This is a genomic window from Candidatus Abyssobacteria bacterium SURF_5 (genome assembly GCA_003598085.1).
GTDB lineage: Bacteria > Abyssobacteria > SURF-5 > SURF-5 > SURF-5 > SURF-5.
This window is the reverse complement of the sequence record QZKU01000145.1, coordinates 42,234-62,739: the sequence shown is the minus strand read 5'-3', so window position 1 is coordinate 62,739 and position 20,506 is coordinate 42,234. Positions and strand designations below refer to the sequence as shown.

The 20,506-nt window shown below is 57.3% G+C and carries 17 protein-coding genes; 8 read left to right on the top strand and 9 right to left on the bottom strand.

Translation table 11 applies throughout. From position 1 onward, the window contains the following. Positions 1-25: 25 nt before the first annotated feature. The 4 genes from larC to C4520_22030 all read left to right on the top strand — a co-directional run bounded on the left by larC (position 26) and on the right by C4520_22030 (position 4,846). On the top strand, positions 26-1,213 hold the full coding sequence (gene larC / locus C4520_22045) for a nickel pincer cofactor biosynthesis protein LarC (protein RJP14036.1): 1,188 nt from the start codon (positions 26-28) through the stop codon (positions 1,211-1,213). Next, complete coding sequence (locus C4520_22040) at positions 1,210-1,704, top strand: pantetheine-phosphate adenylyltransferase (protein RJP14035.1); 495 nt, start codon at positions 1,210-1,212, stop codon at positions 1,702-1,704. The genes larC and C4520_22040 overlap by 4 nt, the downstream gene beginning before the upstream one ends. Positions 1,705-1,769: 65 nt before the next feature. Next, positions 1,770-3,095: an NCS2 family permease gene (locus C4520_22035; GenBank protein ID RJP14034.1), complete on the top strand. Its 1,326-nt coding sequence runs from the start codon at positions 1,770-1,772 to the stop codon at positions 3,093-3,095. A 371-nt stretch (positions 3,096-3,466) separates the two neighbouring features. After that, the gene (locus tag C4520_22030) at positions 3,467-4,846 is read left to right on the top strand and encodes a PAS domain-containing protein (GenBank protein ID RJP14033.1); all 1,380 of its coding nucleotides are present in this window, start codon (positions 3,467-3,469) and stop codon (positions 4,844-4,846) included. A 112-nt stretch (positions 4,847-4,958) separates the two neighbouring features. Here C4520_22030 and C4520_22025 read toward each other — a convergent pair whose 3' ends face one another. Genes C4520_22025 through C4520_21985 form a run of 9 tightly spaced genes read right to left on the bottom strand, consistent with a single transcriptional unit; the run spans position 4,959 to position 17,696 of the window. Then, positions 4,959-5,522, bottom strand: coding sequence for a response regulator (locus C4520_22025; protein RJP14032.1), 564 nt, complete (start codon positions 5,520-5,522; stop codon positions 4,959-4,961). Between the two features lie 10 nt (positions 5,523-5,532). Further along, entirely contained in the window at positions 5,533-6,999 is a 1,467-nt protein-coding gene (locus C4520_22020) for a PAS domain-containing protein (GenBank protein RJP14031.1), read from the bottom strand. Between the two features lie 33 nt (positions 7,000-7,032). Next, positions 7,033-7,911: a heterodisulfide reductase gene (locus C4520_22015; protein ID RJP14030.1), complete on the bottom strand. Its 879-nt coding sequence runs from the start codon at positions 7,909-7,911 to the stop codon at positions 7,033-7,035. A gap of 1 nt (position 7,912) precedes the next feature. Beyond that, positions 7,913-8,572, bottom strand: coding sequence for a hypothetical protein (locus C4520_22010; protein RJP14046.1), 660 nt, complete (start codon positions 8,570-8,572; stop codon positions 7,913-7,915). After that, positions 8,419-11,520 (bottom strand): CoB--CoM heterodisulfide reductase iron-sulfur subunit A family protein, encoded by a 3,102-nt coding sequence (locus C4520_22005; protein RJP14029.1) that lies wholly within the window; start codon positions 11,518-11,520, stop codon positions 8,419-8,421. Before C4520_22005 ends, C4520_22010 begins: the two co-directional genes overlap by 154 nt. A gap of 9 nt (positions 11,521-11,529) precedes the next feature. Then, positions 11,530-12,666 (bottom strand): formate dehydrogenase, encoded by a 1,137-nt coding sequence (locus C4520_22000; GenBank protein ID RJP14028.1) that lies wholly within the window; start codon positions 12,664-12,666, stop codon positions 11,530-11,532. Between the two features lie 22 nt (positions 12,667-12,688). Further along, positions 12,689-13,117 carry a hydrogenase iron-sulfur subunit gene (locus tag C4520_21995; GenBank protein ID RJP14027.1) on the bottom strand — a complete coding sequence of 143 codons (429 nt, stop codon included), beginning with the start codon at positions 13,115-13,117 and terminating at the stop codon, positions 12,689-12,691. Next, the gene (locus C4520_21990; protein RJP14026.1) at positions 13,110-16,541 is read right to left on the bottom strand and encodes a 4Fe-4S dicluster domain-containing protein; all 3,432 of its coding nucleotides are present in this window, start codon (positions 16,539-16,541) and stop codon (positions 13,110-13,112) included. The genes C4520_21995 and C4520_21990 overlap by 8 nt, the downstream gene beginning before the upstream one ends. A gap of 15 nt (positions 16,542-16,556) precedes the next feature. Next, positions 16,557-17,696 (bottom strand): (Fe-S)-binding protein, encoded by a 1,140-nt coding sequence (locus tag C4520_21985; GenBank protein RJP14025.1) that lies wholly within the window; start codon positions 17,694-17,696, stop codon positions 16,557-16,559. A gap of 341 nt (positions 17,697-18,037) precedes the next feature. Here C4520_21985 and C4520_21980 point away from each other — a divergent pair, with 341 nt between their 5' ends. From C4520_21980 to C4520_21965, 4 genes are all read left to right on the top strand, one after another. Continuing rightward, entirely contained in the window at positions 18,038-18,217 is a 180-nt protein-coding gene (locus tag C4520_21980) for a hypothetical protein (protein RJP14024.1), read from the top strand. Then, positions 18,214-19,203, top strand: a complete 990-nt coding sequence (locus C4520_21975) for a DUF1847 domain-containing protein (protein ID RJP14023.1) — start codon at positions 18,214-18,216, stop codon at positions 19,201-19,203. The genes C4520_21980 and C4520_21975 overlap by 4 nt, the downstream gene beginning before the upstream one ends. 156 nt (positions 19,204-19,359) lie before the next feature. Further along, complete coding sequence (locus C4520_21970) at positions 19,360-19,752, top strand: response regulator (protein ID RJP14022.1); 393 nt, start codon at positions 19,360-19,362, stop codon at positions 19,750-19,752. Between the two features lie 551 nt (positions 19,753-20,303). Continuing rightward, a complete protein-coding gene (locus C4520_21965) occupies positions 20,304-20,504 on the top strand; it encodes a hypothetical protein (protein ID RJP14021.1) in 201 nt (66 codons plus the stop codon). Positions 20,505-20,506: the final 2 nt, after the last annotated feature.

Sequence of the window (20,506 nt, the reverse complement as noted above, 5' to 3'; positions counted from 1 at the left end):
TGTGACCTCACGGAGAATGTAACACGTGCGCCGCTGCCTGTACCTTGACTGTTTTTCCGGCGTCAGCGGAGACATGATTCTCGGCTCGTTGATCGATGCCGGTCTGGAACTCGATGCCCTGCGCGAAGGCCTTCGGCTCGTGCCGCTTGAAGGATATCATCTGCATGCCGAGAAGACGATGCGGCGACATCTAAGCGCTACCAACTTCTTCGTTCACGTGGACGAAGAACGGCCGGGCGAGCGCGGACTCCACCAGATTCAGAGCCTTCTCGATCGCAGCTCGCTTGCCGAGCCGATTGTGGAGAAGGCAAAGCGGATTTTCTCGTTCCTGGCCGAAACGGAAGCGGCGCTTCATGCCACTACTCCGGATAAAATCCATTTTCATGAAGTCGGCGCCATAGACGCTATTGTGGACGTGGTCGGCACTCTGATTGCCCTGGACAAATTGGGGATCCAGGAGGTACAGGCCTCGCCGGTGAACGTCGGCGGCGGTTTCGTGGAGTGCAGGCACGGCGTTCTGCCGGTTCCCGCTCCGGCGACAATGAAACTGCTCGAGGGAATACCTATCTATTCCAGAGGACCACAGGCGGAGTTGGCGACGCCGACGGGGGCGGTCCTTTTGCGATCGCTGGCGTCCGGCTTCGGCCCGATTCCTCCGCAGACGGTGCTCGCACAGGGTTATGGCGCCGGCAAGAATGATTTCCCGGATTGGCCGAACCTGTTGCGCGCTCTCATTGCCGAGCCGGCGGATGCGTACGCCGCGGATGACATTGTGGTCATGAACACCACCATAGACGACATGAATCCTGAAAATTTCGAATACCTCATGGAGCGGCTGTTCGAGAACGGAGCCCTCGAGGTTTATCTTTCCGGGACGCAGTCGAAAAAGACGCGACCGGGTACGCTGCTCACCATATTGTGCGAGCCGTCCCGAACCGCTGCGATGGCCGAGATCATTTTTTCCGAATCCACAACCTTCGGCATCCGCTATCATCGTGAGGCGCGGCTGAAACTGCACCGGCGGGTGATCGAGGTGGAGACCGAATGGGGGAAGGTGAGGGTGAAGATCGGAACGGGACAGGAACGGACGCTTTCGGTGTCGCCGGAATTCGAAGATTGCAAGGCGCTTGCCCGGAATCGGAACATACCTCTGAAGGCGGTTTATGACGCGGCAAAATATGCGGCAAGAAGGGATTTAGGAGATTTGGCATGAAGCGAACGGCTATCTATCCTGGCAGTTTTGACCCTATCACCTACGGCCATATCGATCTTATCGAGCGCGCCGTGGGTCTGTTCGACGAACTTATTGTCGCCGTTGCCCATAATATTCGCAAAGCCGGCTTGTTCTCGATTCAGGAAAGGCTGAAGATGATCCGCGAGTTGACCATGGAATATCCGACGGTGCGCGTCGATTCGTTTGACGGCCTGCTCGTCGATTACGTGCGCAGATGTGGTGCGTGCTGCGTCGTGCGGGGCCTGCGCGCATTTTCCGATTTTGAATTCGAATTCCAGATGGCCTTGACGAATCGGAAATTGAATGACAACTTTGAGACGATTTTCTTGATGACACATGAAAACTATTCGTTCATCAGCTCGAGCCTGGTGAAAGAACTGATAGAGTTCGGCGGAGATATCAGCGCGTTCGTTCCCGAGGTGGTCGAGCGCAGGCTGAAAGAGAAATTCTACGTTCAGCGAGAACAGTAAACCCTCAACGCCCGTTACGCTCGCTGATGTGACGCTCTCCCTTTTATGAACAGAGGAGACTCCTCATGTTCAACCTCCAGCTCAGAGGCGCCGACATTCGGACGGAAGTTGTGGGCGGCGCCACCACCTTCATGACGATGTCCTATATCGTGTTCGTTCAACCGACGGTGCTGAGCATCTGCGGGATGGACCACGGAGCCGTCCTCGCCGCGACCTGTCTCTCGAGCGCATTGGCCACCTTTCTGATGGGGGTGCTGGCCGGCTATCCCGTCGCGCTCGCGCCGGCAATGGGTCACAACTTCTTCTTTGTCTTCACCGTATGCCAATTCATGGGTTACACCTGGCAGCAAGCGCTCGCCGCGAATTGCATTTCGGGCACGTTGTTCATCATCTTATCCACTGTCAAGTTCCGCGTCCGGATCATGGAGGCGATTCCGCAGTCGCTCAAGAGCGCGATAGCTGTCGGAATCGGGCTCCTGATCGCGATGGTGGGGATGGAGTGGTCGGGCCTGGTCGTGGCGCGGGAAGGGACACTGGTGGGGCTGGGCGATCTGCATAGCCCGCCAGTCCTGTTGTCGCTGTTCGGGATTCTGGTTATCTCGGGTCTTCTTGCGCTTCGTGTGCGCGGCGCCATTCTGATTGGAATCCTCGTGACCACCCTGCTCGGATGGATTTTTCACCTGATAGAATTTCAGGGGATCATCGGACGTCCGCCATCGATTGCGCCGACCTTTTTGAAGCTGGATATCCTTGGATTATTCAGGGATCAAGGGCTGTCGAATCTGCTGGCGATCATTTTCGTGTTCTTCTTCCTCGATCTGTTCGACACGGTCGGCACCCTTATCGGTATCAGCGAACGGGCCGGTTTCCTGGTCAATGGGAAACTGCCGCGGGCGGGGCAGGCGCTGTTGTCGGACGCAATCGGAACGGTCAGCGGAACGCTGCTCGGCACGTCGACTGTCACCAGCTATATCGAGAGCGCTGCGGGAGTCACGGCGGGGGCGCGCACCGGGCTGGCCAACATGGTGACGGCGGGCCTCTTCCTGCTCGCCCTTTTCTTTTATCCGCTGACCCGGATGGTTGGAGGCGCGGTCGAGTATGGAGGCATTCCCCTTTACCCGGTCATAGCTCCCCCGCTGATTATCGTCGGCAGCATGATGATGACCAGCGTGAGATCGATCAAATGGGAGGACTACACCGAGTCGCTGCCCGCGTTCCTGACGCTGATCGTCATGCCGCTGACTTTCAGCATTACCGACGGAATCGCCTTCGGCTTCATCGCCTATGCCCTGCTGAAGCTGATGAGCGGGCGCGGCAGGGAAGTAAATGCGTTCGTCTATACTTTTGCGTTCCTGTTCGTGTTGAGATATCTCCTCAAGCTCGGCGCGTAGGCTGGTGGTCGAATATTCAGCCGTTGCGTGCTTTTCTGCAGGATGCAAACCCTCCAGTTGCCGTTTCTCGTCCTCTCTGATTTCCCGCTGAAAGTCGACCGCGAAACAAGGTTTCCGTCGGGCAGGTCGGAGGGAAGCAATGCCTTCCGCTGGAGCAGAATGCTGCAGGGATGCAACAGCCGTGTTACACCGACTATTGCATTTCTACTATTTGCGGGTTGCGGACTTGTTACTGAGCTGTGCTGTTGTCATCCGTATCGTATTGATTACGAATGAGTTAGAGGAGGCTGTCCATTGTTGGTCCAACATGGCACGATCGATGCAGTTATCTTTCTGAAAGAGGCAAGGAGAGATATTTTTGGTGAGGAGCAATGACAACAATAGAAGACCGTGAACAGAAGGGCATTTCGCAGATTATCTTTGACAGCATCGATGAGGGCGTATTCACGACGGACAAGGAGTGCCGAATCACATCGCTGAACCGGTCGGCGGAAAGGATATCGGGATTCACGCGGGAGGAGGTCATTGGGAAGTACTGTTTTGACATATTCAGGACGGACCTGTGTCAGAGAGGCTGCGCGTTGCGGAGCACGCTGGAGAACGGGAAGTCCGCGAGCAACGTACGCGTGACCATCATCAGGCGGGATGGTCGCAAGCTTCCGGTCAGTGTCAGCACGACGCTGTTGCGGGACGGTTCCGATCGTTGTGTCGGCGCGGTGGAATTTTTTCGCGATCTTTCGGAAATCGAGAACCTGCAGAACAGGATCAGCAAGCTGCGGGGGTTGGAGAACATCGTCAGTTGCAATGAGAAGATGCAACACATCTTCAAGCTGTTGCCCAACATTGCCGAGTCGGAATGCAACGTGGTGATCCAGGGCCCCAGCGGGTCGGGGAAGGAGCTGTTGGCGCAGGCGCTTCATAACATGAGTCCGCGCAAACATAACGCGTACATCCGCATCAACTGCGCCGCGCTGCCGGAGACGTTGCTGGAATCGGAGCTGTTCGGGTATGCGCGGGGAGCTTTCACCGATGCGAAGCGGGACAAGCCGGGAATGTTTTATTTGGCTCAAGGCGGCACGCTGCTTCTGGATGAGATCGGAGATATGCCGCTTTCGCTGCAGGTGAAGCTGCTGAGGGTGTTGAATAACGGGGAATACCAACCCCTGGGATCGACGCGCATGCTGCAGGCGGACGCCCGGATAATCACGTCCACAAATCAGGATATCAAGCACATGGTCGAGCAGGGCGCGTTTCGGGAGGATCTGTATTATCGTATTAACGTCATCAGTATCGTGGTTCCTCCGCTCCGGGAGCGGCTGGAGGATTTGCCGATTCTCATTGAGCACTTCATCAGGAAATTTCGGGGGAAGCGCAAGAAGGACATCCGCCGGGTATCCGATGGAGCATTGAATCTTCTGAGAAAGCACGATTTCCCGGGAAACGTGCGGGAACTGGAGAACGCCATCGAGCACGCGTTTGTGATTTGCGAGGGGAATGTGATAGAGGCAGAGCACCTCCCTCAGAGGATACTGGAGGCGGTGCAAAACGTCGAGAACGGCCATAATGGCTCGTTCAATGGGAACAGTTCAGAAGAAGCAATCATTCGAGAGGCGCTGATTCGGAACGGAGGCAACTGCAGCAGGTCAGCCCGCGAGCTCGGCATGCATCGCGTTACGCTCTGGAGGAAAATGTCGAAGTACGGCATTCTGGCCAATAACGGCGAAACCGCAGAGAGTATGCCCCCATCTTAAGAGTGGTTCGAGCGCTTGCGCCATGGGGGGCGCGTTAGCTGAATCGGGGGAAGCGATGGTCGTGTTGCTTTTGCCGGGCGGAGCACATGAGGCCGGCGCGATGAGGAAGCCGTTACTTTTCTTCGCCTTGTTTTCTTTCCTTCAGGATGCGAAGCGCCTCTTGCAGTTTGGCCGGATCCGCTTCATCGAGCAGTTCTTTGATTTCATCTTTGATATTCTTTGATGTTGACCCGGTGACTCCGGCGGTCACCAGCGTCTTGATGTGTTTGGTGTCGAGCGCGCGCTTTATGCTGTTGAGATAGGTTTCGGCCTTGACCGGTTTTGTCAGGTACGACTCCGGGCTTCGGATCGTTTCGCCGGACATGATCGTATCAAAATCTTCCTTGCCTAAGGCATCCTTTGCGTGGGCGGTGACCAAGACTACCGGGATGTTCTGCAGTTCCTTGTCTTTGCGGATTTCGAGCAGAAATGTGGCTCCCGATTTCTTTGGCATCACGAGGTCAAGCGAAATCACATCCGGAGGATTCGCCTTCACCTTTTCCAGCGCCTCGAGACCGTCGGCGGCGGTCTCGACTCTGAAACCGGCCTTCTCGAGAACGGTCTTCAGAAAGAGCCTCACGTTTTTTTCATCATCAACCACGAGAACGGTTTTTTCCGAAGGTTGCGTCACCGGCATACCCTCCTTTTCATTGATCAGCGGCTTCCCCGTTGTCCGGCTGCGGCTGGGACAATTCGGGCAGCCGATTTCGCGGGAACTTCAGTCGGAAAATGGAGCCTTCACCCTCGATTGATTCGAAGACGACCTTCCCCCCGTGCTGCTGGGTGATCCTGCGGGTGACGAGCAATCCCAGACCCGTTCCCCTGGCGGTTCCTTTGGTGGAAAAGAAGGTCGTAAACACCTTTTTTTTGACTTCGTAGTCCATTCCGCAGCCGTCGTCGGCGACCTCATAGATCAGACTGCCGTTTCGCTCGAACACCGAGAGCCGAACCTCGCAATGCGGATTGTCGCTCATTTCACAGGCGTCGACGGCGTTGGAGATCAGGTTCGAGAGGCACACGTGAATACCTTCGTGGTCGAGGTTGGCGGGATCGATGCCTTCCTGAGGGTCGAACAGCAGCTTTACGCCGCTCCGGTCGGCCACATCCTTGTAGAGGTCATAAACCGCTTTTGCCACCTGCACCGGATCGACCCGCTCCACGTGCGGCGCGTGTCCTTTGGCGAAATTCAGGAAGTCTTTCACGTAGGCGCTGATGCGGTCGACATTTTCCTCCAGCATGTCCCAGCCTTGCCCTGTGAGGTCCTTGTCATCGGTTTCCATGGCGGTCTTCAGCACGTAGACGCCGCCCTCGAGGCCCTGGAGCACGTTTTTTATGCCATGCGCCAGGCCGGCCACTGTCTCTCCGACCGCCGCGAGCCGCTCGGCCTCGAGCACTTCCCGTTCCAGTTGCTTTACCTCGGTGATGTCCAGGGCCATTTCGATCACGTGCGAAGGCTCACGACCTTCCCGCGAGAGAGGAGCAGTGGTCACGTGATAATAAACCGGCTGGCCGGTTTTATCCAAACCCGTTTTGCTGGCGACGTGCGTCTGACCGTCGGTGAATGTTTGCATGGCGGGGCAATCCTCGCACGGCTCGGATCGGTGCTGATAGATATCATAGCATTTTCTCCCGATGGATTCGCCGAAGGTCTTGCGGAACAGCTCGTTGTTGCGGGAGATTGTCATGTCGTTGTCGATGACGGCCACATAACAGGGGACGCGGTCAAAGATGATGTCGTGCTCTCTCTGGAGCAGGCGCGTCTCGGTGATATCGGAGGACATCTCGATCACGTACAGGATGTCGCCCGCGCTGTTCTTGATCGGCTCAAAATATACGACATAGTAGGAATATTTGCCGTTGCGGTTCAGGCGCCGCTCTTCGCTCACGCGCCCCTTGCCGTCGGCGAACGTCAAGTCCGCCTTGCAGGAGAGGCACGGAGTCTTGCGTCCCCTGAAAACCTCATAGCAGAACTTGCCGTTCCACTCACCGAACTCGGCGGAGAAGTTTTGGTTGGCATCGATGATGTGATACTTTCGATTAATTATCGCGACGTTGCTCGGGACCCGATCAAAAAGCTCGGCGTGAAGCCACTGCGTAAAATCTCTTTCAACCATAAAATCACGTTTCCCATGAATCTCAAGCAGGCTTCAGAGCCTGCTAATGATTGTGTCTCTTGGAACGCTGCAGATGGGAGCCACCTGTTTCGGATCGAAGCCCATGCAGAGCGCCAGTATCTGGTTGTAATCAAAAACGGGAAGATTGTATTTACCGTTGCCTTCATTCAACTCTTTTTGAACATTATCGAGGAACATGAGGCAGGTAATGCAGGAGACGACAATAAAATCCGCCTGCGTCTCTTTTTTAATGGCGTCGAATTTGCTTTGCGCAAAAGCGCGCGCTTCAGCGGAAGAAGTTCCATGGAAGCCGCCAGCGCCGCCGCAGCATTGGTACTCGCGGCTGAAGGCGTCGACTTTCGCTCCCAGCGCCTCGACGAGGTCACGCATGATATGGGGCCGCGCCGGCGGGCTGTCAAAACCCACGTGTTCGCTGGGAAACAGAGTGTGGCAGGGGTATTGCACGACGGCGTGCAATCCTTCGAGTTTCTTGTCGATGCTGGCGGCGATCTTCTCCAGGCCTACGTCGTTGTAGAGAACGTCGCTGATATGGCGCACCTTCGTTTTGCCCTCGACCGTCCTCCCCACCGGCTGCAGCAGTTCGTTCACGCGCGCCCTTTTCTTTTCATCATGGAGGATGTGTTCCCTCCCCATCCGCAATGAGCTGTAGCACGAGCCGCATTCGACCAGCAGATCGAGCCCCTTCTGCTCGGCGAGCGAGAGATTCCAACCGCTGACCGCCAGGTGGGAGTCTTCATCGGCTGAGGGAAACGTGCCGAAAGCCGGGCAGCAGACGTAGCCCTCGAGGTCTATCAGATCGACTCCGAGCTTCGGCATGGTGAGCCGGATTGCGCGCTCGACGTCCGGCCTGATTGCGGGGGTATTACATCCGAGAAAGAGTCCGAATTCCATTTCACACCCCTTCGAACATATAGGCGTTATCGCTGATCACCTTGGTTTGCATGAGCATTTGCCGGAACTTTTCCAGCAGTTCCGGATATTCGGTGATTACCGGCAGTTTTTCGGGCAAACCGAGTGATTTTCTCTGTTCAGTGTTTCGTTCCACCGCCTGCGTGTAGCCCCGGCTGTAAATCTCGACGATCGACGGCGGGATGCGCGTCTCGTCGTTGCGGCTTTGCCACCGGCGCACCGCGAGGCACAGCTCAAACGGTTTCACATCCATGGGACAGAACTCCTCGCACCGCGAACAGGTGACACAGGTCCACGGCGTGTCCTGCTCGAGCAATTCGTCTTCCAGCCCGAGGATTACCATGCGAACAAGGCTCCTGATCAGAAGCGGCGGGTTCGCATTGGATGCGGGACAGCCGGAGATGCAGGTGCTGCAATTGAAGCAATAGCGCAGGTCTTCGCTGTCGAAGACGTCCCGCCACAGGTCCTTATTCGCTGTCGCAAGATCAGTCACGTTGTTACCTCCTTGCCGGCCCGCCGCCGCGAATGGCCGGTGCTTCTCAGCTTCGCGTCGATTATCGCCAGCGTCTGTTTCTCGCTCCAGCCCTGCACTTCCGCGGCTTTGTTCGGGCAAGCGACCGCGCACAGGCCGCAGGCCTGGCATGCTGCCGAGTCGACGACGATGCAGTTCTGTTCAGGATCAAACGCGCGCGCATTGTACGGGCAGATTTCCACGCATATTTGGCAGCGGGCGCAGATGGCGTCGTGCACTTTGGATACGGCTCGTGCCGTTTGAATCGTGCGTCGGGAGATATGGGCGTAGGCTTTCTGCGCCGCGGCCTCAGCCTGCATGAGCGATTCGTTCAGTGGCAGCGGGCTGTGCGCCGTGCCCGCGAGAAAGACGCCCAGCTTCTTGAATTCGACCGGCCGCCATTTCGAATCGGCCTCCTGAAAGAAGCCTTCCGACGTGAGCGGCAAGCCGAAGCTTTGGGCAAGCTGTTCGTTGGATGAAGGGGGCTGTATGCCGGTGGCGAGCGCCAGCAGATCGGCGGTCACCTCGAGCGGCATCTGGAGGACCGGATCGGTGAATTTCACGAGCGGCTTGTCGTCAACGATCTCCACCTGCGGCTTCTGATCGAGTTCATAATTGATGAACATGATCCCTTCGCCTCGCGCCCTGGTATAGTATTTCTCGAGGAAGCCGTAGGTCATCATGTCCCGATTGAGGATGTAGATGCGGGCCGCAGGATTCTTCTCAAGGATCTTGAATGCGTTCTTCAATGCGGCCGCGCAGCAGATGCGGCTGCAGTACTCGCGCGCGCCTTTCTCCCGCGAGCCGACGCATTGAATCATCACCACGTTCTCCAGAGTTGCCGCATCGAGTTCCCCGGCTGTCAGTCGCTCCTCCAGTTCAACCTGGGTCACAACGCGCTCGCTCTGGCCGTAGGCGTATTCAGTGGTTTTGGCTTCATGACCGCCGGTGGCTATGATCACCGCGCCGTGCTCGAGTTTTTGGTTGCTGTCGCTGCTGCGGATTTCGGTAGTGAAGCGTCCGAGCGCACCCTTGGAGCCAATAATCTCGCTGTTCAAATGGACTGTCAGGTTCCGCTGCTCCTCGATTTTCCGGTTCAGTTCGGAGACCAGGCCGGCGGGGTCTAATCCGTCAATCGTGTAATGCAATCCATTGGCCGCATGCCCGCCGAGCCGGTCGGATTTTTCCACCAGGTGTGTTTTGATCCCTCGATCGGCAAGGGAGAGGGCGGCTCGCATACCTGCGACGCCGCCGCCGACCACGAGCGCCGTCTGATGGATGGGCAGAGCATGAGAGTGAAGCGCCTGCGCCAGCTTAAGTTTTTCGAGCAGCGCGCTCATTTCCTCTAAAGCCAACTGCACCCAATCGGTCCCGTTTGTCTCCGGCAGGCCATGTCTCGCCGCGCTCAACAGATCAAATATCTCCACCAGGGCCGGATTGAAACCTGCGGTTTGAGCCAGCTTCCTGAACCGCTGCCGGTACACGTACGGGAGGCAGGCTCCGATGATGAGCCGGTTGCATTTTGTCTGCTCGAGGATTTCCTTAAGCTCCTGCTCTCCCTCTTCCCGGCACAGCGCCTCCACGAGATGAGCTTCACCCACTCCGGGATATTTCTTGATGGTCGAGATCAGCGGCTCGAGGTCGAGCCCTTCGGGCGCCTTGACTCCTTTACAACTGCACAGAACGACCGATACAAGCGGAGCCTGTTTGTCCACCGGCCGTTCCGGAGCCGGCTCGTCTTCCAGCCTTTTGATCCCGGAGGCAAGAAGCATTTTCGATGTTTCACCTGCCGCTGCGATCCCGCTGGTGATGGCCTCGCTGATGTCGGTGAGCCCCATCAGCGAGCCGCAGATAAAGATTCCCGGCTTCACCAGCTTCACTTTCTCGAAGTCGAGCAGGGGGAGCAGTCCCGAGGGCGCGCGATCCAAGCCGAGCAATTCGGCGAGCCTGCGATGGTCTTCGAAAGGCGCCTGACCGGTCGAAAGCACCACCATGTCATAGGAGTCTTCGACAAATTCTCCGGTTTTCTGATCGAGGTATCGGACCAGCAGCGAGCCGTCGGCCTCCCGCAACACGCTCTGAACGCGGCAGCGAACAAGGCGCACGCCGTATTCGCGTTCGGCCCGCTCGCGGTACTGATAAAACTCCTTCCCGAAGGTGCGCATATCCATGTAAAAGATGGTTGTCTCGGTGTCCGGCCCTCCCTTTTCATGGGCGAGCACCGCCTCTTTGAGCGCGAACATGCAGCAAATGGACGAGCAATAATCTCGGCCCTTCCTGCGGTTGCGGGAGCCGACGCATTGAATCCAGGCAATGCGTTTGGCGGGCTTGCCATCCGACGGGCGGCGGATCGTCCCGTCGTAGAGGCCCGATCCGCTCAAGATGCGCTCGAAGGCCAACGAGCTGACGACGTCGGGCGAGACCGCATATGCTTTCGCGTCATCATCTGTGGCGGGATCATAGAGAGTCGCGCCGGCCGCGAGTATTATTGCATTCACCTCGACCAGGCTCGCTTCGTCCTGCGCCTCCAGGTCGATCGCGTTCACCGGACACGCCTTCACGCACTCGCCGCACCTGGTGCAGGCTTGCATATCTATGAGCAGCATTTGGGGGACATTATGAGGGACAGGCTTGTAGATGGCTTTGCGCCGGGTAAGGCCCTGATTGAATTCGTCGGGCGCTTCCACCGGGCACACGTCGATGCACTTGCCGAGTCCGTTGCAGATATCGGTATTGACATGCCGCGCCCGTCTGAGCAGCTCCACTGTGTAGGCGCCTGCGTCTCCTTTAACGGATGTGATCTCGGTGAACGGAAGAATCTCGATGTTGTCATGGAACAGGCTTTTGCGCATGCAGTGCTGCGACGCGTGTTCGCGTCCGACCAGCGGCAGCATCCTGCACATTCCGCAGTGGTCGGTTGGGAACTGATGGTCGAGCTTTTGCAGGATGCCGCCGACAGAAGGCGAATTGTCGGTAAGGATAACTTTATAACCCGTCTCGGCCAATTCGAGGGCGGATTTGATTCCGGCGATGCCGGCGCCCACGACGAGCACTGTTCCGACAGCGTTTTCCTCAGTCATTGGTTTCTCCTACTTAACTTGTCCGGTTACTTCCGTAAGCTCTTCCGCATAGAACACCGCCAGCGGCTGAGGCTCATCGAGCGATCTGCCCGGATGGTAGTCGAATCTGGCCTGAGTCCTGTTGGCGACCGACCTGAAAAGCTCGGTCACATGGATATCATTCGGGCACGCGCTCGAGCACTGGCCGCAGCCCACGCACAGCGCGCTCATGTGAGTCATGCGAGTCAGGTGGAACAGCACTGTCTCGGTTGGCATCTTCATGAAGCCGCGCTTATCGCCCCATGAGAGGTATTGGTCGCCGGGGTGGCGGAAGGTATCGGTGACGAAGACGCATTCTTTGCAATAACAGACGGGGCAGGCCGCGCGGCAGTTATAGCAATTTATGCAACCAGCCAGATGATCCCGCAGCTTCTCCATGCTCCCGACGTGCTCATACATATCGGAGAACACCTTGTCTCGTTGCGCGGTTCTCGTTTTCTTGATCTGTTGCACCGCCGCGTCGCGGCCGGCCGGGCCTGCTTCCGCTTCGAGTCCCATCGCCTTGCGTGCATTCAGCCCTTTCTCCGTGGCCCACTCGACAAAGACCTCGCCCGGAGAGGCGCCAATGACGCAGAGGCGGACATCCGCATTGTCTGCCGCCGGATATTCGCAGATCCGGCAGGCGACGGCAACGTCGAACCCGTCGGCGCTTTTGGTTCCTTTGTCTCCGCAAGCGGCTTTGAGGAAGTCCTCGGTCGTGGCGCCGCCTTGTTCGTATTTCAAGTAATCGGCATTTTCGTATCTGCCGAGACAGTCAATTCCGATCAAAAGGAGGTCGTCGACGTTCGCCTGCTTGAGTTTGACCAGTTCGAGGAGCGCCCGTATCTCGCACGACCGCATCACCACCGCCACCGGCCTCCCGGAGGGGACGTTCGTGAGCCGGGTCACGAGTCTTGCCGAATTCGTCGGCGCTACAGGCGCGAAGGGGTCAACGGCATCGAGCGCTTCCGGGGCGGTAATCAGCGTCTGCATGACTCCCTTTGGATTCTGGTGGGCCGGCACGAGGACGGCGTCCACGACATTCTTCTCGAGCATGGTCCTGAAAAAAGAGGCCAGCGATTTGTTTATCGAACCATCTTGAGCAACCAGTTTGCTGTATTCCGTCATCTCAATTCTCCTCAGCGAATCCTCACGCGATTGTTTGATTGACACTGAGCGGGCTCGGCCCCATTTGTCGGAGCTTTTCAGTCATCTGTTTGGAGAACTCCTGGAACATGACGCCGTCGCTGGCGGCAACCCAGCGCAGCCAGAACCTGTCCTCCTCGATTCCGAACTGCTTCAGAATTTCCGTAAGCAACGCCACTCGCCGGCGCGCCTTCAGGTTGCCGTTGATATAATGGCAGTCGCCGGGCCAGCATCCTCCGATGAAAACGCCGTCCGCCCCCTCCATGAAGGCTTTGAGAACATAGAGCGGATCGACCATGCCGCTGCACATCATGCGGATTATCTTGACGTTCTCGGGATAACTGAGGCGCGACGTGCCGGCGAGGTCCGCAGCGGTGAACGTGCACCAGTTGCAGAGGAAAGCAACAATTGTGGGTTCGAACTCCTTACTCATCGCGTGTCTCCTTGGCTCCTACGAGGATTCCCTCGATTTCACCGAAAATCTGTTTTTGGGTGAAATGGCGTATGTCGGCGGCGCCGCTCGGGCAGTAGGCGGCGCAGCTCCCGCATCCTTTACAAACAGCCTCATTCACCACGCTAACCTTTTTGAATTCGTCGAATTCGATCGCAGAGTACGGGCACAACCCGATGCAGACTTGACAGCCGATGCAGATGTCTTCGTCGATATGGCTTATCATCGGCGGGACGATCACTTTCCCCAGGGTGGAAAGCGCCTGCGCTTCGCTGGCGGCCGCTTTTGCCTGCGCGACTGAATCAGTTATGTCCTTCGGACCCTGGCAAGCGCCGGCGAGGAAGACGCCGGAGGTTGGGGTCGAGACCGGCTCGAGCTTCGGATGTTCTTCCATGAAGAAGCCGTCGGCGCTGAGTGATAGGCCGAAGATTCTGGCCACCTCCAGGGCGTCCGGCCGCGGTTCCATGGCCGTGCACAGAACCACCATCTCGACCGGCACCCTCAGCATTTTGCCGATCAGCGAGTCTTCCGCCCGTACGATGAGCATTCCTTCTTCGCTCGGGTCCTCCGCCTTATCGGTCACCTCGACGGCCTTGCCCCGGACCATCCTCACGCCCTCATCCTGGATGCGGCGGTAAAACTCCTCCTGTCCTTTTCCGAAGCACCGCATATCGATGTAGAAATTGAACACCTGCGTGTCATGGCCGCACTTGTCCTTAACCAGGTGCGCCATTTTCAGCGCGTACATACAGCAGGTTCGCGAGCAATAGTCGTGATAGTTTTTGTCGCGGCTGCCGACGCAGTGCAGGAATGCGACGCTCTTGGGGGGCCGGGTGTGGTTCCACCTGTCGTTCGGGTCCCGGAGAAGGATTTTGCCGGAGGTGGGACCCGTGGCGTTGGAGAGGCGCTCGAATTCCAAGCTTGTCAGAACATTGCGGTATTTGCCGTAGCCGTACTCCTGCATCGGCGTCGGGTCCATGATGTCGAAGCCGGTGGCCAGGATAATTGAGCCCACGTCGAGCGTGACGATTTCGTCCTTGGCATCGTGGTCGATTGCCTTCGCCTCGCAAGCGGGCACGCACTGCTTGCACTCGCAGCACACGCCGCACGAGAGACAGCGGGCGGCTTCGGCTCTGGCTTGCTCCTCGGTGAAGCCCGTCTCGACTTCGACGAAGCCGTTCACTCTGTCAGCGGGCGCGAGTTCGGGCATTTTCGCACGAGCGGCCTTCTGGACGTCTTCAGGGATGGGGGCCCAGTTCTCGCCCTTTGGACGCTCGGGCCTGTCGAGAACAAGGTCTTCGCTCTTCAAGTAGCGCTCGATGGAAATGGCGGCCTCCTTGCCGGTCGCCACCGCCTGCACCACAAGCGAGGGCCCGGAATACATTTCGCCGCCCGCAAAAACGCCGGGCTTGCTGGTCTGCAAGGTGACCGGATCGGCGGCAATAAGGCCTCTTCGGGTAAGCTGGACATCCTTCGAGCCGTTGAGGCAGGACAGATCAGGTCTCTGGCCGATTGCAACCAGAACCGTATTGCAGTTTTCGGTTATGGTTTCAGAATCATCGTACTGCGGACTGAATCTCTTGTTTTCGTCAAATACCGCGGTACATCGCTTGAACTCGATGCCCTTGACTTTCGCGTCGTTCGTCAATATCCGTTTGACGCCCCATGCATTATGAATCTCGATTCCTTCGGCCTCGGCGGCTTCGATCTCCTCGACCCACGCGGGCATTTCGTGTCGCTTCTCAAGGCAATAGACGTGCACTTCCGAGGCGCCCTTGCGCCGAGCGACGCGGGCCACGTCCATGGCGACCGCGCCGCCGCCGATAACGACGGCCTTCTTGCCCACCTCTCCATTCGCGCAGAAATTCACGTCGCGCAGGAACGAGATTCCTTTCAGCACGCCTGCGGCGTCTTCGCCCTCGACACCGAGTTTGAATTCGTTGTGGGCGCCGGTCGACAAGAACACTGCCTTGAAGCCATTGGCGAGGAGGCTCTCGATTGTTGTTTCTCCGCCGATGGGAGCGTTGGTCTTGATCTCGACTCCCAGGCGGCGGATATAATTCACTTCGCGATTGAGCACCTCGGGCGGCAGGCGGTAATCGGGGATGCCGGCCCGCAGCATGCCGCCGACCTCCGGCAAGGCCTCGAAGACGGTCGGATGATATCCTTTTCGGGCGAGGAAATACGCGCAGGCAAGGCCTGCCGGGCCCGATCCCACGATCGCCACCTTTTCCTCAGGCGGCTTCATATCGATTTCGGGCAGTTCGAGCGTTTCCCAATCCGCCTGGTCGGCGGCGAAGCGCTTCAGGTTCCGGATTGAAACCGGCTCATCGACTTCGCCTCTCCTGCACTCTTTTTCGCATGGGGCCGGACAGACTCTGCCGAGCACGCCCGGGAGCGGGAGGTTTTCCATGATTATCTTGAGGGCTTCCTTGTATTTGCCCTCTCGGATCATCGTGACGTAGCCTTGCACATTGGTGCCGGCGGGACACGTCTGGACGCAGGGGCCCCTGTCCTTTTTATCGATGGCGAACGTGATGGGGACCGCTTGCGGGAACGGCCGGTACACGGCGTTGCGCTGCTTCGTGTTCACATCCCATTCATTCGGCACGATGATGGGACAATACTTGGTGCATTCGGCGCAGCCTGTGCACTTGTCAGCTTTCACGTAGCGGGCGTGCTTTCTCACTTTGACCTTGAAGTTGCCGACGAAACCGCTGATCTCTTCGACCTCGCTCAGGGAGAGAATTTCGATGTTCGGATTCTGGCCGACGGCGACCATCTTGGGCGTACCGATGCAGGCGGCGCAGTCCATGGTCGGGAAGGTCTTGTCGTATTGGAGCATGTGGCCGCCGATAGTGGCCTGCCGCTCGACGAGATACACCTTGTAACCTGCCTTTGCGACGTCAAGCGACGCTTGCATTCCGGTGATTCCGCCGCCGACCACGAGCGTGTTGGGATTGACGGGGAAGGTTTTGGGAAAGAGGTCGGATTGATATCGCACGCGCCTGATGCCGGCGCGAGCGAGCAGTTTTGCTTTCTCGGTGGCCTGGTCTTCGTCGAGAGTGACCCAGGATACATGCTCCCGGACGCAGACATGATGAAATGCCCGGAAGGGGTTGAGGCCGGCTCGCGCGCATGCCGCCCTGAAGGTATGCTCGTGCATGCGGGGGGAGCAGGAAGCGACCACCACGCGCGTCAGGTCGAGCTCCCTGATGTCTTTCTCGATAATCTCCTGCCCGGGATCAGAGCACATGAACAGGTAATCGCGCGAGACGGCGACGCCGGGCAATGTTCCGATATACTCGGCTACTTCAGCGCATCTGACCTTGAATGCGATATTGATACCGCAATGACAGATATAGAAACCGATTCGTTCCTCTCTTAATGGAAATTCTCTGCTCATGATTTCCCCGCCGTTTTATTCGACCGATTCATAGAGTAACTCGCTCACATCGAGAATCTTCATCTCGCTCTCATCGATGCCTGAAGCCTTCAGGCCGTCCTCGAGCATGATCATGCAGAACGGGCACGCGGTGGCTATCACGTTTGCGCCGGCTTCCTTCGCCTCCCGTATGCGCAGCACGCTGAAACGTTTTTCGACTTCGATTTCAGACCAGATGCCGCCTCCGCCTCCGCCGCAGCACAGGCTCCTTTGCTTGCATCGGGGAAGTTCCACGTACTCCAGTGCGGGAATGCTGCGGAGAACGTCTCTCGGCTCATCATAAATGTTGTTGTGGCGGCCCAGGTAGCAGGGATCGTGATAGGCGACCTTCAATGGGACCGGTTTTGCAGGAACAAGCTTTTTCTCCTTGATGAGCTTCGCGAAGACTTGCGTGTAATGGACTGCATCGAACTCGCCTTTATACTCCTTGATGAACAGATTCAGGCAATGAGGAGACGTGGTGATGATCTTTCTGACTCCGCGAGCGGCAAAAAGCTCGGTATTGGCTTCCTGCAGCGCCGTATATGTTTCCAGAGCGCCGCATTTATGCGCCTGGTCGCCGCAGCAGCTTTCCTCGGTTCCGATAATGCCGACGGAGGCGCCTCCTTTTAGAAGCAGTTCGGCCGTCTCCTTCAGGACCTTCCTGTTTCGGGCGTCATACGCATGGGTGCAGCAGGCGAAAAGCAGATGTTCGGTCGCCTCGGAGAACTCGGGAATATTCAATTTTGCCGCCCAATCCGCGCGTTCCGAGCGGGGAGAGCTCCACGGATTCCCCTCATTGCGCAGGCTTGCGAGAGGCACGCGATAGGCCGGCGGCACGATTCCGCTCTCGAGCATGACGCTCCGCGTCGATCTGATGACATCGATGATATCGATTCCACGGGGGCACCGGGTGACGCACGTGGCGCAGGTGACGCAATTCCACAGGCTGTCCTGTTCATATCCTTCGATGCCCAGGCTGACCAGCCGGATCAAGAGCCTCGGGCTGAATTCGTCCACCAGATTCCAGGGACATACTCCCGTGCACGTGCCGCACTGCATGCATACCTTCAGAGTCTTGCCGCCGACCTCCATGATGGCGTCGGTTATTTCAAGCATCGGGGAAACAGAAGCCATATGAAGAACCTCCTGTTCTCAAGCTCCATTTGCGGGGCGGCTCAATGCTCGCTCGCCGTTTCCTCATGGCGTCGGATGCCACCACCGTCTTTTAGTTGGGCAAAAACTATGCCACCGTCAAATGCTCCGCACGGCCGCGGCAGGTCATGCCGCGGAATACATCGACACTGGCTGTCGCTCCGCTAAAGAAAATTTTTCGAAGGCGGCTTACGGGTTGCCGCAGTCTTACGGGCGGGCGGGCAGCGCGCGATCAAGAACTATTGCGGTGCAGCGCTGCATGCAGCACCCGATGTAACACCGGCGGCGTCCCCGAGCGCTCCGCTTTTTGCGGAGAAGATGCAGTGAACGTCGATAAAGGGGGCATGTTGCCGCTCCGTCCGCGACGGAAACAACGGCGCGGGGGTTTGGCACAGTTATTGCCCGAATTGTTTTTGGAAGGAATTCCGGCGGGCAAGAGAAGAGCGAGTGCGCCGGCAATTCATTCGGTTGGAGGACATGCGCTTCGCGCGCTGAGGGAATGAACAGGAACCAGATTGTGAGAGTTGCAATCCCCTTATTCGGCACGCGGGTATCTCCCCGGTGTATCTATTCGGACCAGATGTTGCTCGTCAGCATTAAAGACAATGAAGTGGTCTCGAGGAAAATCATAGATACAGGCGGCATGAGTGATGAAGAACGGCTCGCGCAACTGGTAAATCTGCGCATCGATCTCTTCATCTGCGGCGCAATAGAAGAGGATTTTATCGAGAGGGCGGATTCATTCGGGATAAGAGTCATTTACAACGTGGCGGCTGAAGTAGAGGATATCCTTTCCGCCCTTCTCAGCGGCCGTTTGGAGACAGGGTTCGGATTATCGAACCAGGCCGGCGCGCTTGCTTCGAGCGTGAGGGCGATCCTGCTCGACAGGGAGCCGGTAGAAGAATCCGCGCAGAAGAAGGACAGGATCGATTGTGTGGAATGTATCGATCGTCCGTGCATGGAGAACAAGAGTTGCACGAATGACACGAAGGACCTTTTCTTGGCGGACGAGTACTCTGACCTTCGGCATTCGATGGAAGTCACTGCGGATATATCCGCGGAGACAGACAGGAAGCTGTGTCGCATTGCCGAGTTTATTTATTACTGCCTCGGCATGGAATACAAACATATCGGGATCGCTTTCTGCGTGGAGATGTTTCAGGAAGTCGAGATACTCACGCGCCTGCTCCGGCGCTTTTTCAAGGTGAGCACTGTGTGCTGCAGAATCGGGGGGCAGACGCAGCATGATGCCATAACGGCCGTCGAAGGGATGTGCTGCAATCCGATCGGGCAGGCGCGCGTACTGAACAGCCTGAAGACGGATATCAACGCGGCGGTGGGACTGTGCGTGGGATGCGACTGCATTTTCGCGCGATACAGCGAGGCGCCCATGTCCACCCTGTTCGTAAAAGACAAGTCGCTCGCAAACAATCCGGTGAGCGCTCTGTACTCCAAGTACTACATAAACGATATTCTGAAAGAAGTGTGACATCCAAGAACTGGCGGGATTTCCGCCGTGCGCCCAATCGCAAACGAATCGGCATGAGATCAGCGAAAGGAAGGCTTCGAGGAGGAGCAACATGACAAAAGATCATCACTCGGCATCAACCGGTCTGAGCTGCCGGTCATACGAAAGGATAAACGAATGAAGAACGGCGATCAAGAAAAGAAGAAGATTCTGATTCTGGATGACGAGAAACACGTAGTGGTCTTCTTCGAGACGCTCTTGCGAAAGAACGGCTACCAACCGATTCCGACGTACAACGTGGAGGAGGCCTACGAAGCGGCTCGCCGCGAAAAGCCGGATCTTGTGATTCTCGACCTTCTGATGCCGAAGAGGACCGGCACGGATTTCGCGCGCAAGTTATCCAGAGACAAGGAGCTGAAGCATACGCCCATCATCGTGGTCAGCGGCCTTGCCGGGCGCGACCTCGCCGTCAGAAAACCGGCCGCGGTGTTTGATAAGCCCGTCGATCCGGATAAATTTCTCGCGGCGGTAGAGGAAGCGCTGGCATGTCCTCGTGAGGAGGCTTCCTAAACTTTATTCGTCCTGCGCTGACAGCGAAACACGCGCGCGATAGAGGCTTCCCCTATCGGTGGTCGCTCCACCCGAATCAACGGAAGAGACGTTTCCGATGGACAATCCTGCTCGTTTTATGATCATACGGCCGCCAATGCGGTGGAAAATATATCGAGCGCGTTGTTCCGCACCATCCAATCCATATCCTCTACATATCCGCACGGATACATTCCCGCAGTTCGTTGTGAGCGAGATCGCCCAATTCTTTTGCAAGAGTGCAATTGAGAAGAGACATTGTTTTGCGCGGCTGCAATCCCCATTCCTCGTGGCGTTGACAAAAGCTCAACAGGCAAGGATTTAAAGCACGTGTTGTCAATGCCTTGCGACTTGGCAAGCGGAGAGTCTTTTTCGTTGGCATTATTGATGCTCAGAACGAGAGTGAGTGGAGAACGATGTGCCGGACTGAGGCGTTATTCAATTTTGGATGGGAAGGTTAAGCTGATATAGGGACGCCTCGGCAACTTTTAAACAAGCATTTGGGTTACCCAAGTATGCGAGGAGGAACTGAGATGACTGGAACAGGTTCGGGACGCCGCGGAGGCGGCGGCGGGATGGGCGGCGGGATGGGAAGAGGCGGCGGTTTCCGGCTGGGACCCGGCGGCAATTGCGTGTGCCCCAACTGCGGCCATAAAGCGACTCACGAGCGGGGAGTGCCATGCTATCAGGTCAAATGTCCGAAGTGCGGCTCGGTTATGGCGAGGGAGCAGTAAGC